Raw genomic sequence first — 14,140 nt, forward strand, 5'->3', positions numbered from 1 at the left:
TTTGGCGCAAAAAGCAACCTAAACTGAGCCATCCCAGGCTTTTTTGTGGAACCTCTTAGCGTCCGGGGAAACCTGGCGGCATCATACCTTTCATGCCGCGCATCATTTTCGCCATTCCGCCCTTCTTCATTTTCTTCATCATCCGCTGCATGTCGTCGAACTGCTTTAATAAGCGGTTAACGTCCTGCACCTGCATACCGGAGCCGGTGGCAATACGGCGCTTACGTGAGCCTTTGATGATTTCTGGTTTTTCGCGCTCTTTGCGCGTCATTGAATTGATGATGGCTTCCATGCGGACCAGCACTTTGTCATCCATCTGCGATTTCACGTTGTCAGGCAGTTGCCCCATGCCCGGCAGCTTGCCCATCAGGCTCGCCATTCCGCCCATGTTGCGCATCTGCTTCAGTTGCTCAAGGAAATCATTGAGATCAAAACCGTCGCCGGTTTTCAGCTTCTTCGCCAGTTTTTCCGCTTGCGCGCGGTCAACTTTGCTCTCGATATCTTCAATAAGCGAGAGGACGTCGCCCATACCAAGGATGCGTGAGGCGATACGGTCCGGATAAAACGCTTCCAGCGCATCGGTCTTCTCGCCCATCCCCATAAACTTGATTGGCTTGCCCGTGATATGGCGAATCGACAGCGCGGCACCGCCGCGCGCGTCACCATCCACTTTCGTCAGGATAACCCCGGTCAGCGGCAGCGCTTCATTAAAGGCCTTCGCGGTATTCGCCGCATCCTGACCGGTCATGGCATCCACGACAAACAGGGTTTCAACCGGATTAATCGCGGCATGAACCTGTTTAATCTCGTCCATCATCGCTTCGTCTACGTGCAGACGACCTGCGGTATCCACCAGCAATACATCGTAAAACTTGAGTTTGGCTTCACGCAGCGCGTTGTTGACAATATCAACAGGCTTCTGGCTCAGATCGGACGGGCAGAAATCCACCCCCACCTGCTGTGCCAGAGTTTCCAGCTGTTTGATCGCCGCCGGGCGATAAACGTCCGCGGACACCACCAGCACTTTTTTCTTGTGCTTTTCACGCAGGAATTTACCCAGCTTACCCACACTGGTGGTTTTACCCGCACCCTGCAGGCCCGCCATCAGCACGACAGCCGGCGGCTGCGCGGCCAGATCCAGCGCGTTGTTTTCTGCGCCCATCGCCGCAACCAGTTCATTGCGGACGATTTTGATAAATTCCTGCCCCGGCGTCAGGCTTTTATTGACGTCATGGCCCACCGCGCTTTCTTTTACGCGGTTAATGAAATCCCGCACCACCGGCAGCGCAACGTCAGCTTCCAGCAATGCCATGCGCACTTCGCGCAGCGTGTCTTTGATGTTGTCTTCAGTCAGCCTTCCGCGGCCGCTGATATTGCGCAGGGTTTGCGACAAACGATCGGTTAAATTGTCAAACATTGTCTCTCACTTAAAAAAAATCGCGAGGCGCCATATCGGCAGAATGCGGCGGATTATAACACGAAGCCGAGCCGATCTCTTCAATTCCACCTCAGATCGTTTGGAGCCTGCTTCGCCTGGCGCTATACTGCCCTTTTCCTTTATCTGACTGATGCCTGAAAGGAACTATGTCCGTTTTCGCGATTGTGGCGCTGTTCGCCTACTCCCTGAGTCTTGCACTCATCATCCCCAGCCTGTTGAAACGTCAAAGCGGCTGGCGTCGGTTAGCTGTGTTGTCGGCCTGTGTGGCGCTTGTCACCCACGCCGTCGCCCTGCAGCAACGAATTTTCGCTGTCGATGGCGGGCAAAACCTCAGCCTGCTGAATATTGGTTCGCTGGTCAGCCTGCTGATCTGTGCCATTATGACCATTGTTGCCTCACGGAATCGTGGCTGGTTACTGCTGCCGATTGTCTACAGCTTTGCCTTAATTAACCTGGCTTTTGCCACATTTGTACCGAACGCATTCATTACCCATCTTGAAACAACGCCAGGCATTATGATCCACATTGGCCTGTCGCTGTTTGCCTATGCCACGCTGATTATTGCGGCGTTGTATGCGTTACAGCTGGCATGGATTGACTACCAGTTGAAAAACAAAAAGCTGGCCTTCACGCAGGATATGCCACCGCTGCTGACCATTGAACGGAAGATGTTCCACATCACCCAGGTCGGCGTGGTGTTACTGACGCTGGTGCTGTGTACGGGCCTGTTCTATATGCACGATCTGTTCAGCGCCGAGAACGTGGATAAAGCCGTGCTGTCCATTATTGCCTGGTTTGTCTACATCGTTTTGCTCTGGGGCCACTATCATGAAGGCTGGCGCGGTCGCCGTGTGGTGTGGTTCAACTGCAGCGGCGCTGTGCTGCTGACGATGGCTTATTTCGGCAGTCGCGTGCTTCAGCATCTGCTTATTCACAGTTCTTAATCAAAAGGAAGTTTTGCGGTGGAACATGTTTCGACCACGACCCTGATTGTCACGCTCATCATCATGGTGTTGGTTTCAGCCTACTTTTCGGGTTCTGAGACCGGCATGATGACGCTCAATCGGTATAAATTGCGTCATCAGGCAAAAAATGGTCACCGCGCCGCCCGCCGCGTTGAAAAGTTGTTAAAGCGTCCCGATCGCCTTATCAGCCTGGTGCTCATCGGGAATAACCTGGTCAATATCCTTGCGTCCGCCATTGGCACCATTGTGGGAATGCGCCTGTATGGTGACGCCGGTGTGGCGATTGCGACGGGTGTTCTGACCTTTGTCGTGCTGGTTTTTGCAGAGGTGCTCCCTAAAACCGTTGCTGCGCTTTATCCAGAAAAAGTCGCCTATCCCAGTAGCTTTCTGCTGGGCCCGCTGCAGTACGTTATGCTGCCGCTGGTCTGGTTACTGAATACCATTACGCGTCTACTGATGCGTCTTGTTGGCATTCGGGCAGAAGGGGCTATCAGTTCCGCGTTAAGTAAAGAGGAACTGCGCACTATCGTTTATGAATCACGTACGCACATGTCCCGACGCAACCAGGACATGTTGCTGTCCGTACTGGACCTGGAAAAGGTCAGCGTGGACGATATTATGGTGCCACGCAATGAAATCGTCGGCATCAATATCAATGACGACTGGAAATCCGTGATTCGTCAGCTCAGCCACTCACCGCACGGTCGTATTGTACTGTTCCGCGACTCACTGGATGACTGCGTGGGCATGCTGCGCGTGCGTGAAGCCTGGCGCATGATGACGGAGAAAAAAGAGTTCACTAAAGAGATGTTGCTGCGTGCCGCTGATGAAATTTACTACATCCCGGAAGGCACTCCGCTTAACACGCAGTTGGTGAAGTTTCAGCGCAACAAGAAAAAGACCGGTCTGGTGGTTGATGAATATGGCGATATTAAAGGGTTGATCTCTATTGAGGATATTCTGGAAGAAATTGTCGGGGACTTCACTACCTCGATGTCTCCGTCGCTGGCCGAAGAGGTCATGCCGCAAAACGATGGCTCGGTGCTCATTGAAGGCAGCGCCAATATTCGTGAGATCAACAAAGCTTTCAACTGGCAGTTACCCGAGCAGGAAGCGCGCACGATTAACGGCATGCTGCTGGAGGCGCTGGAAGAGATCCCCACCGTTAATACGCGAGTCCGGGTGAATCATTACGACGTCGATATCCTGGATGTGCAGGATAATATGATTAAGCAGGTGCGCATTACGCCACAGACGCCGCTTAAACAGTCTGTAGGCTCCTGAGCAGAATAAAGCCGCCTTTTAGGGCGGCTTTTTATTGGCCTGGCTCCGGCTTTTTGCATAAACGGCGAGCCGTAACCCAATAAAAAACGCCGCGTATGCGCGGCGTTTTTGTGAGAACAGCCCAGACTAGATGTGCAGCTCTTTCAGCTTTTCAGCAGGCAGTTTCAGATCGTCATTGTGGTTAACGCCGATCTCCTGTGCCAGCACATTACGGGCAATTTGCTGCGCTTCATCCAGCGAATGCAGCTTGTAACTTCCACACTGGTATTCATTCAGCTCAGGAATCTGGTTCTGATCTTTCACTTTCAGCACATCTTCCATCGCGCCTTTCCAGGCCTGTGCCACACGTTGCTCATCTGGCGCACCAATCAGGCTCATGTAGAAGCCGGTACGGCAACCCATAGGTGAAATATCGACAATTTCTACGCCATCACCGTTGAGGTGGTTACGCATAAAACCTGCAAACAGATGCTCAAGCGTATGGATGCCACGTTCAGTCAGAATATCGATATTGGGGCGACAAAAACGCAGATCGAAAACGGTAATCGTATCGCCATGCGGCGTCTTCATGGTTTTTGCAACACGCACGGCGGGCGCGGCCATGATGGTATGATCTACAGTAAAACTATCCAGTAATGGCATACGTCACCTCTTAGTCTGAAAAATTTTTTATGAACGATGAAACTTTTCCGATCGCCCAGCGTCTGAATATATGAAAGACGCGCATTTGTTATCATCCATCCCTGACAACAGAGATGTTAATTTGGCCACAGTGATGTGGCCTTTTTCTTTTCTACCCTTCCCGGCTGGCCAGATAGGTTTCAAAATCCAGCGTATCACTCGCTTCAAGCTGCTGTTGCGCCGCAACAGATGCCTGCGCCTGTTGCGCAAAGTCCTCTGGCTTTAACACTTCCAGCGGCTCATTAACCAGCAACTGACGATACTGTTCCGCCAGCATAATCCCCGTGCCCGTTACGCCGTGTTCTTTCATGGCATTCAGAATACGCGCCGAATAGGTTAGCTCAGGATCGTCAAAGGATGCTACCAGTTCATCGCAGACCTGCTGATACTCAGTGGTGCCCTGATTACTGTCCAGCGCTTCTGCGACGCGGCGCAGGTCGGCGAACAAGGTTTTGCCCACCTCGCGCAGTGAATATTCCGCCTCACCACATCCTACCGCAATCTTCAGGTCAGGCTTACGTCCTTCCAGCACCACGCGGTTCCAGTTCTGCCGGCTACATTGTAATTCATCAGCGCTCATTTCAGGCGCGTCTGCCAGCGTGCACCAGATCAGGAACAGATCGAGGAAGCGGACCTGATTCTCATCCACACCAACAGGTGAGAAGGGATTAATGTCCATGGAACGCACTTCAATGTACTCAATGCCACCCCGTAACAACGCATCTGATGGAGCTTCTCCGGAACGGGTAACGCGTTTCGGACGAATCGGCGCATAGAGTTCATTTTCAATCTGCAATACGTTGGTATTCAGCTGTAACCAGTTGCCCTCTGCATCCCGGGTGCCCATCTTCACAAAGTCTTCTGAAGGCGTTTTAATCGCTTTTTTCAGTGCGCTGACGTAACCCTCAAGGGAATTAAAGGTAATGCCCAATGCGCTTTGTGACTTGTTGGTGTAACCCAGGTCGCTCAGACGTAACGATGTCGCGTAAGGCAGCCACAGCGTGCCTTTCTCATCGTGTTTAAACGGCAGTGCGCTTTCTTTGCCCTGCAGGAAGCTGGAGCAGATAGCGGGCGATGCGCCAAACAAATAAGGAATGACCCAGCCAAAGCGATAATAGTTACGAATCAGGCGCAGATAACCCGCAGAAATCGTCTCTTTACCACTTTCGTAATCTTTTACGTCTGCCCATGCCTGCCAGAACGACAGCGGCAGAGAGAAGTTATAGTGAATACCGGAGATGGTTTGCATCAGCGCACCATAGCGGTTTTTAAGCCCCTGGCGATACAGCGTTTTCATCCGACCAATATTCGATGTGCCATACTGCGCCAGCGTAATCTTATTGGCGTCCTCAATCAGGCAAGGCATGCTAAAAGGCCACATGCGTTCGTCACCGAGCTCATCCGCAACATGGCGGTGGACATCGCGCAGAAACGCCAGCATATGCTCAATGCTGTGATCGACTGGGGTAATGAACTCCAACAGCGTCTCAGCAAAGTCAGTGGTGATCCAGTCATGCTTAAGCGCCGATCCGAGCGACGCAGGATGCGCAGTCGTTGCAAGATGTCCATCCGGCTGCACGCGCAACGTTTCACGTTCGATGCCACGACCAATGCCTTTCAGTGCATCAGGATGCGCCTCCAGCCAGGATAACGCCTTTGATACGTCGGGGATCACATTAACCTCCGGCTGTGTGAATAATTTATTTTTGTTCAGCATAGTGTTAACCCTAGCCCCGAATCTGTACGAATCAATGCCACCATTCCATGCCCTGTAATGTGGCGGTCGCAATAACGATGTAACGCAGAGTTTTGCCAATCGCCAGAAACAGCACAGTGGGTAGCCAGGCAAAACGCAACCAGCCTGCAAGCACGCAGAGCAAATCACCCACTACCGGCAACCAACTCAATAACAAAGCCGCCGGCCCAAGCCGCTGCAACCATGCCATTGCTGTTTCATGCCATCGCCCCTGACGTTTTAACGGCAATAAGCGACCCAAAATTATGTTGGTCAAGCCACCCAGGGTATTCCCTAACGATGCGACTCCAATCAACCCGTAAACTGATGCGCTTTTCGCGATCAGCAATGCAACCAACAGCGCCTCTGAGCTACCCGGAAGTAGCGTCGCACTAAGAAAGCTGCTGCTCAATAAAGACAGATATGCCAGCGTCTCGATCACAGCAGACGGACATCAACCACGGCCATACCTGCGGCTTTCGCTGCCTGTACGCCAAAATCTGCGTCTTCAAATACCACACAACGCGCCGGTTCAACGCCCAGTAATGCCGCACAGCGCAGGAACGTCTCGGGTTCCGGTTTGTGATGCTCGACGTCATCCGCCCCAACCACCGCCGAGAAGAGATCTCTGACACCCAGATGATTAAGAAGTGCATCTGCCATGGCGTGCTGGCTACCGGTGCCAACAGCCAGTGGTCGACGTCCGTGATAAGCCTTAACGACGTCCATTAACGGAAGCGGCTGGACATTTTCCAGCAGCATCGCTTTCACTGCCGCCGTTTTTTCTGCGGCAAGCAGATAAGGATCGTGATCGGCGTTATTGGTTTCGACAATTAGCTGCGCCAGCCGCCATGATGGCGCACCATTGAAATCCATCATGCGCGCTTCATCAAACGTTAAGCCATAACGCGTCAGCACCTGACGCCACGCTTTTCGATGTGTCGGTTCTGTATCAAGAATAGTCCCGTCCATATCGAAAATCAGGGCGTCGTATTGATCGTAGATTGTCACAGAGGACCTCCAACAAATGAGCCACTACTTTAGCTGAATGTGCGTAGGTTGTCGCCAGGCGGGATGAACAGCAAATGCTTTGAAAGCATTAGCTATTTTAGTTTTCAGATAAAGGTGATCGTGATGGAAAGCCTGTAACCCTTCGAATTTCCAATGGTTTTAGCAGGAAAGCAGAACGTAAGCATTATGTTAAGAAAGCCGAAGTGCCTGCCATCCGGGACAGAAAGTTTACGTCGCGATAAACACGATATTCCTTACAAAATCAGCCTGATCGAGAGGAATTCAATACTATGTTTATGACTAAAACAGTTAAGTTGGCGTTCTGGATTGCGACGGTAAGGCTGGCTGTTACGCACCTGCTGCACCAGGAAGGCGTTGAATGAAATACACGACGACAATCCTTGCTTTTGCGTTTAGCACGCGTGGCGAGGTTGTGTGGGCTGTCAGGTGGAGCGCAGAGAGAAGGCGTTTGAAGATTAATCGCGATACACCGGGAGGATGATTCGGCGGGACCTTACCCTTCGGGCCGTTGCTGACGCAACGCTGGTTCTGACTGACAGACTGAATGGCTTACAGACCAGGAACACACGTCCACACTGAAAAGTATGGTGCATCCGGGAGGATTCGAACCTCCGACCGCTCGGTTCGTAGCCGAGTACTCTATCCAGCTGAGCTACGGATGCATTTAGAAAGCTTTATGGGACGGCAGAAATCAACCTGGGGATAATACGAAGAATGGTGTATCCGGGAGGATGATTCGGCTGGCGCCTTACCCTTCGGGCCGTTGCTGTTGCAACGTTATCCTCACTGGTTCTGACTGACAGATTAAATGTCTTACAGACCAGGAACACACGTCCATACTGGAAAGTATGGTGCATCCGGGAGGATTCGAACCTCCGACCGCTCGGTTCGTAGCCGAGTACTCTATCCAGCTGAGCTACGGATGCATTATGAAATTCTTGTACAACGCAGGGTGCTAACGACTCACCATGAAGGAATTGCTAATTCACTTTACAACTCTGTTCCGATACCGTTCTCTGCTGGCGCGTAGCCTTGCATCAACGTGTCCATATTCAACGATATGGTGCATCCGGGAGGATTCGAACCTCCGACCGCTCGGTTCGTAGCCGAGTACTCTATCCAGCTGAGCTACGGATGCATCGGAAATGGCGGTGAGGGAGGGATTCGAACCCTCGATACAGCTTTTGACCGTATACTCCCTTAGCAGGGGAGCGCCTTCAGCCTCTCGGCCACCTCACCTTACGCGTTCTTCCGAACTGTGCTTCTGAACTTTGTTTCCGCTCATCGGCACTGCGTGGCGCACATATTACTTTCCCGGACTTATAAGTCAAACAATTTTTCGGAAGGTTTTTTCTGTTTGCACAAATGACAGGCAATTGGGACAAAATGACGGCAAAAAGAGTGAATAATCAACAATGAAAGATGATGAAGTTAACAAAAATGGGCGATAAACAGAAAAAAGGAAATTAAGCGGCGGGAGGAAAAAGGGGAGCGTCTCGCACAGGTGCGAGACGCAGAATCTGTCAGACGTTAGTTTGTTGCGTTTTTTCGGCCTGGATGCGCTGGTAAATCTCTTCGCGATGCACAGACACTTCTTTGGGTGCGTTAACACCAATACGGACCTGGTTACCTTTGACGCCCAGCACCGTTACAGTCACCTCATCGCCAATCATGAGGGTTTCACCAACTCGACGAGTTAGAATAAGCATTCTTTGCTCCTTGAAAGATTAAAAGAGTCGGGCTCATACAGCTTCCCGGCGTTATCCATCACTTAACGCTGTACACAGGTTATGAGAAATACACCATTGCACATCAACGCGCCAATACATTCTGCTGATAAATAGTTTAGCCGAAATACGCTACATCAACCCGACTTTGTCACTAGCAAATTTAACACCGTATTAAAAAGCGCCGGAACACCAGTTCTGACGCTTGCTACGATGAATTATTTTATTTCATCACAGACGGCTCGAAACCCATCCTTCAACACCTGCCAGCGCACCTTTCAGTGCCGTAGCATCACTGCCACCTGCCTGCGCCATATCAGGTCGACCACCGCCTTTCCCGCCCACTTTCGGGGCAAGTTCAGCAATCAGCTCTCCCGCTTTTACGCGGTCGGTAAGATCTTTTGTTACGCCAGCAATCAATGACACTTTGCCCTCAGCGACAGTGGCCAGAACAATGATGGCTGAACCCAGCTGATTTTTAAGATCATCAACCATAGTGCGCAACATTTTCGGATCGGTGTTACTGAGCTCTGTCACCAGCAGCTTCGCGCCTTTCACATCAATGGCGTTGTTGCCGAGCTGGGCACTTTCCTGCGCAGCCTGCTGATCGCGCAACTGCTGTAATTCTTTTTCCAGCAACCGCACGTGATCAACCAGCCCACGCACTTTGTCGTTCAGGTTACTGCTGTTGGCTTTCACCAACTGAGCAATGTCCTGTAACTGACTGCTCTGGGCATAAACCTGCGCCAGTGCTGCTTCACCCGTGACCGCTTCAATGCGGCGAATACCGGCTGCGCTACCCGATTCAGCCTGAATACGGAACAGACCAATATCCCCCGTACGTGCAGCGTGCGTACCACCACAGAGTTCAACAGAGAAATCGCCCATGGTCAGTACACGCACGCGTTGGTCATATTTCTCGCCAAACAGCGCCATTGCGCCTTTCGCCTTCGCCGCCTCAAGATCCATCACGTCGGTTTCTACCGGTAAGTTGCGACGGATTTGCGCGTTCACAATATCTTCGACCTGACGAATCTCCTGAGGTTTCATGGCCTCAAAATGAGAGAAGTCAAAACGCAGGTATTTATCGTTAACCAGAGATCCTTTCTGTGCGACGTGCTCACCCAGCACCTGACGCAATGCAGCATGCATTAAGTGCGTTGCGGAGTGATTCAGACGGATACGTGCACGACGTGCTTCATCAACCACCGCCTCCACGCGGTCGCCAATGCGCAGCTTACCGCTGCTCACTTTGCCAATATGCCCAATTGCCTGGCCATATTTCTGCGTATCCTGAACCTGGAATTCAACGTTATTGCCTTTCAGCACACCGGTATCGCCAACCTGACCACCCGACTCGCCATAGAAAGGCGTTTCATCCAGCACTACCACCGCATCCTGCCCTGCCGAAACGGTGTCAACCGCTTCACCTGCGACGAACAGCCCTTTCACCGTCGCGGCCAGGTCCAGTTGGTCATAGCCTTTAAAGGATGAGGCCGCATCTGTACGGATGACATTGCTGTAGTCAGCGCCAAAGCCGCTGGCTTCACGGGCCCGTTGACGCTGTTGTTCCATGGCTTTTTCAAAACCGGCTTCGTCAATTTTGAGATTACGCTCACGGCAGACATCGGCCGTTAAATCGGCAGGAAAACCAAAGGTATCGTACAAACGGAAGACAGTTTCACCATCCAGCGTATCGCCTTTCAGTTTAGCCAGTTCGTCATCAAGCAGGGCCAGGCCACGCTCCAGTGTTTTCGCAAACTGCTCTTCTTCGCTCTTCAGAACATTTTCAACCTGAGTCTGTTGGCGCTGCAGCTCTTCGCCAGCCGCCCCCATCACCTCAATCAGTGGTGCAACCAGTTTGTAGAAGAACGCCTCTTTCGCACCCAACATGTTGCCGTGACGCACTGCACGACGAATGATACGGCGCAGAACATAACCGCGGTTTTCGTTCGACGGGATCACGCCATCCGCAATCAGGAATGCACAGGAGCGGATATGATCGGCAATAACGCGCAACGACTTATTGCTCAGATCGGTCGCACCAGTGACCTCAGCAACCGCGTTAATCAGCTTCTGGAACAGATCGATTTCATAGTTGGAATTCACATGTTGCAGGACCGCCGTGATGCGTTCCAGCCCCATTCCGGTATCTACCGACGGCTTAGGTAATGGCAGCATGGTGCCATCCGCCTGACGGTTAAACTGCATGAAGACGATGTTCCAGATTTCGATGTAACGATCGCCGTCCTCTTCAGGACTGCCTGGCGGCCCGCCCCAGATATGATCGCCATGATCGTAGAAAATCTCGGTGCAGGGACCACAAGGACCCGTGTCCCCCATCTGCCAGAAGTTATCTGACGCGTAAGCACTGCCTTTGTTGTCGCCAATACGGATAATACGTTCGCGCGGAACACCAATATCATTGGCCCAGATGTCGAACGCTTCGTCATCGGTTTCATAGACAGTAACCCAAAGGCGCTCTTTCGGCAGCCTGAACCATTGGTCACCGGTCAGCAGTTCCCAGGCATAGGCAATGGCTTCTTTTTTGAAATAGTCGCCGAAGCTGAAGTTGCCCAGCATTTCAAAAAAGGTGTGATGGCGTGCGGTGTAACCGACGTTTTCAAGGTCGTTATGCTTCCCGCCCGCACGAACGCAACGCTGCGACGTGGTGGCGCGGGTATAGTCACGCTTGTCCTGACCGAGAAACACATCTTTAAACTGGTTCATTCCGGCGTTAGTAAACAGTAACGTCGGATCGTTGTTCGGTACCAGGGAGCTGCTTGCTACAACCTGATGTCCCTTACTATTGAAAAAGTCGAGAAACGCTTGACGGATCTCAGCAGTGCTCTTGCTCATATATATCCTGGAATCACGCTAACGAAAGGTCCTTCTTTATCAGGCGTACCGCGTTATCACGGCAGCAAGCTTAAGGAACCAAAAGGGGTAAGATAAATATTCTTCGGAGGGAAGTAAAATCACATCGGCCTTTAGTCGTCAAAATTTCTGAAAACCTGCTGAATATCTTCACTCAGAAAGCCTTTTGCATGCAGATAGCGTTGCACTTTTGCTTTTTCTTTCCATTCGGTCGGCAACGGATGGCCAAATTTCTTTTCTGCCAGTTCCGCTGCGCAGGCTGACCAGTCGATCTCCGTCTCTTCCATGGCGAGATCAATCGCATCACGGCTTATGCCCTTTTGCCCCAGCTCCAGCCGGATCCGTTGTGGGCCAAAGCCTTTACGGCTGCGGCTCTGAATAAATCGCTCTGTGAAGCGCTCATCGTTCAGCCAGCCATTTTCGCTGCACCAGTTGATGACCCTTTCCAACAGCTCGGGAGTGATAATTTCAGGTTCTTTTTGTTTTATCCACGCACTGCGCTGGGCAGATAACTGCAGTTTTTGTTTGAGCTCTTCGCGACTGTGATCGCGCTGACCCAGCAGGCGCATTGCCCGATCGAGCAGGCGTGAAAAAGAGATAACGTGTGGCTGAGGTTGTTCAGACATACTGCGCACCTTTAACAAACGGAAAGAGAGTATGGAGGCAGAGGAGGAAAGAGGAAAGGCAAGTGAGAGGTTAACGTCAAACGGGAGCAGATTTCTCTGCTCCCGTTTCAGGCATTAATAGTCTTCGTTTGCTTCGCTGGCTGCATTCTCAACGTCGTCAGCGGAGAAGTCCGCTGCGTCGTTTTGCTCAGCGCCGTTGAGCAACATGTCGCGCAGTTTCAGGTCAATTTCGTTCGCGACAGCCGCATTTTCCTTGAGGAAGTTGCTGGCGTTTGCCTTACCCTGACCAATTTTATCGCCTTTATAGCTGTACCAGGCACCCGCTTTTTCAATCAGCTTGTGCTTCACACCGAGGTCTACCAGCTCACCGAAGGTGTTGATCCCTTCGCCATACATGATCTGGAACTCAGCCTGCTTAAAGGGCGCAGCAATTTTGTTCTTAACCACTTTAACGCGGGTTTCACTACCGACGACGTTATCACCCTCTTTGATGGCGCCAATACGGCGGATATCAAGGCGAACTGACGCGTAGAACTTCAGTGCGTTACCGCCGGTAGTGGTTTCCGGGTTACCGAACATCACACCAATTTTCATACGAATCTGGTTGATGAAGATCAGCAGCGTATTCGACTGTTTCAGGTTACCGGCCAGCTTACGCATCGCCTGGCTCATCATACGCGCCGCCAGGCCCATATGTGAGTCACCGATTTCGCCTTCAATTTCGGCTTTTGGTGTCAGGGCAGCAACGGAGTCGACGATAATCACGTCAACGGCACCGGAGCGCGCCAGCGCGTCACAGATTTCCAGCGCCTGTTCACCCGTATCGGGCTGTGAACACAGCAGGTTATCGATATCAACGCCCAGTTTCTTGGCGTAGACCGGATCCAGTGCGTGTTCAGCATCGATAAAGGCACAAGTTTTACCTTTACGCTGTGCGGCGGCAATCACCTGCAGCGTCAGCGTGGTTTTACCCGAGGCTTCAGGACCGTAGATCTCGACGATACGGCCCATCGGCAATCCACCCGCACCTAATGCGATATCCAGTGACAGGGAGCCTGTTGAGATGGTTTCCACATCCATTGAGCGGTCTTCACCCAAGCGCATGATGGAGCCTTTACCAAATTGCTTCTCAATCTGGCCGAGCGCGGCAGCTAAAGCCTTCTGTTTGTTTTCATCAATTGCCATTTCTACTCCTAATCATGCCGGGTAAACACGCACACATGGTGCCTGTGCACTTTCTGTTGCGAATAATTATACTGTATAGTCATACAGTATCAAGTTTAATTTTTCAGAAATTTACTGGCCAATGTCTGCAGCGCCCAGGCAACCGACTGACGGCGCACCGCATCACGGTCACCATCAAACTGCTGGCGAAAAGCCATGACAATATCGTCGGGGCCGGCAAAGCCAAACCACACCGTTCCCACGGGTTTGTCTTCACTGCCCCCCTCCGGGCCAGCAATGCCGCTCACGGAAATGGCGTAATCGGCCCGCGCCTGCTGCCGGGCACCGACAGCCATTTCGCGCACTACGGCTTCACTGACCGCGCCAGATTGCGCCAGTGAGGCGGCACTGACGCCGACTAATTCCTGCTTGGCTTCATTACTGTAGGTCACGAATCCCCGTTCAAACCAGGCCGAGCTTCCACTGATGTCCGTAAACACCTTGGCGATCCAGCCGCCGGTGCAGGATTCGGCGCAGGTCACCGTAGCATTACGCTGCTTCAGCGCCTCACCAATCTGCGCACTCAACGTCTGCAACTGCGAATCATTCAT

At 52.0% G+C, this 14,140-nt stretch carries 12 protein-coding genes and 4 tRNA genes; 2 read left to right on the top strand and 14 right to left on the bottom strand.

From position 1 onward, the window contains the following. Positions 1 to 55: 55 nt before the first annotated feature. Positions 56 to 1,417 (bottom strand): signal recognition particle protein, encoded by a 1,362-nt coding sequence (gene ffh, locus RAC90_RS07255; RefSeq protein ID WP_006120711.1) that lies wholly within the window; start codon positions 1,415 to 1,417, stop codon positions 56 to 58. Positions 1,418 to 1,584: 167 nt separating this feature from the next. On the opposite strand from ffh, the gene RAC90_RS07260 reads away from it, so the two are divergent. Together RAC90_RS07260 and RAC90_RS07265 are read left to right on the top strand one after the other, a co-directional pair. After that, positions 1,585 to 2,382 carry an inner membrane protein YpjD gene (locus RAC90_RS07260; RefSeq protein ID WP_006120712.1) on the top strand — a complete coding sequence of 266 codons (798 nt, stop codon included), beginning with the start codon at positions 1,585 to 1,587 and terminating at the stop codon, positions 2,380 to 2,382. Between the two features lie 18 nt (positions 2,383 to 2,400). Then, on the top strand, positions 2,401 to 3,687 hold the full coding sequence (locus tag RAC90_RS07265; protein WP_033739517.1) for an HlyC/CorC family transporter: 1,287 nt from the start codon (positions 2,401 to 2,403) through the stop codon (positions 3,685 to 3,687). Between the two features lie 126 nt (positions 3,688 to 3,813). On the opposite strand, the gene luxS is transcribed toward RAC90_RS07265, so the two are convergent. From luxS to pncC, 13 genes are all read right to left on the bottom strand, one after another. Continuing rightward, complete coding sequence (luxS, locus tag RAC90_RS07270; RefSeq protein WP_006120714.1) at positions 3,814 to 4,329, bottom strand: S-ribosylhomocysteine lyase; 516 nt, start codon at positions 4,327 to 4,329, stop codon at positions 3,814 to 3,816. 151 nt (positions 4,330 to 4,480) lie between these two features. Beyond that, the gene (gshA, locus tag RAC90_RS07275; RefSeq protein WP_367143724.1) at positions 4,481 to 6,085 is read right to left on the bottom strand and encodes a glutamate--cysteine ligase; all 1,605 of its coding nucleotides are present in this window, start codon (positions 6,083 to 6,085) and stop codon (positions 4,481 to 4,483) included. Between the two features lie 31 nt (positions 6,086 to 6,116). Beyond that, the gene (locus tag RAC90_RS07280; protein WP_110268336.1) at positions 6,117 to 6,545 is read right to left on the bottom strand and encodes a YqaA family protein; all 429 of its coding nucleotides are present in this window, start codon (positions 6,543 to 6,545) and stop codon (positions 6,117 to 6,119) included. After that, a complete protein-coding gene (gene yqaB, locus RAC90_RS07285; RefSeq protein WP_044242548.1) occupies positions 6,542 to 7,108 on the bottom strand; it encodes a fructose-1-phosphate/6-phosphogluconate phosphatase in 567 nt (188 codons plus the stop codon). The genes RAC90_RS07280 and yqaB overlap by 4 nt, the downstream gene beginning before the upstream one ends. Positions 7,109 to 7,720: 612 nt before the next feature. Continuing rightward, positions 7,721 to 7,797 (bottom strand) — tRNA-Arg (locus RAC90_RS07290). Positions 7,798 to 7,984: 187 nt separating this feature from the next. Next, positions 7,985 to 8,061, bottom strand: a tRNA-Arg gene (locus RAC90_RS07295). Positions 8,062 to 8,196: 135 nt separating this feature from the next. Beyond that, a tRNA-Arg gene (locus RAC90_RS07300) sits at positions 8,197 to 8,273 on the bottom strand. An 8-nt stretch (positions 8,274 to 8,281) separates the two neighbouring features. Further along, positions 8,282 to 8,374, bottom strand: a tRNA-Ser gene (locus RAC90_RS07305). Positions 8,375 to 8,658: 284 nt separating this feature from the next. Next, positions 8,659 to 8,844, bottom strand: coding sequence for a carbon storage regulator CsrA (csrA, locus tag RAC90_RS07310; protein WP_006120718.1), 186 nt, complete (start codon positions 8,842 to 8,844; stop codon positions 8,659 to 8,661). 249 nt (positions 8,845 to 9,093) lie between these two features. After that, on the bottom strand, positions 9,094 to 11,721 hold the full coding sequence (gene alaS, locus RAC90_RS07315; protein ID WP_058708936.1) for an alanine--tRNA ligase: 2,628 nt from the start codon (positions 11,719 to 11,721) through the stop codon (positions 9,094 to 9,096). Positions 11,722 to 11,852: 131 nt separating this feature from the next. After that, positions 11,853 to 12,365: a regulatory protein RecX gene (locus tag RAC90_RS07320; RefSeq protein WP_080752857.1), complete on the bottom strand. Its 513-nt coding sequence runs from the start codon at positions 12,363 to 12,365 to the stop codon at positions 11,853 to 11,855. 114 nt (positions 12,366 to 12,479) lie between these two features. After that, on the bottom strand, positions 12,480 to 13,550 hold the full coding sequence (gene recA, locus RAC90_RS07325; RefSeq protein ID WP_006120721.1) for a recombinase RecA: 1,071 nt from the start codon (positions 13,548 to 13,550) through the stop codon (positions 12,480 to 12,482). A 95-nt stretch (positions 13,551 to 13,645) separates the two neighbouring features. Next, the gene (gene pncC, locus RAC90_RS07330; RefSeq protein ID WP_006120722.1) at positions 13,646 to 14,140 is read right to left on the bottom strand and encodes a nicotinamide-nucleotide amidase; all 495 of its coding nucleotides are present in this window, start codon (positions 14,138 to 14,140) and stop codon (positions 13,646 to 13,648) included.

Origin of the sequence: Pantoea sp. CS_6, assembly GCF_041954745.1 — a bacterium.
GTDB lineage: Bacteria > Pseudomonadota > Gammaproteobacteria > Enterobacterales > Enterobacteriaceae > Pantoea > Pantoea stewartii.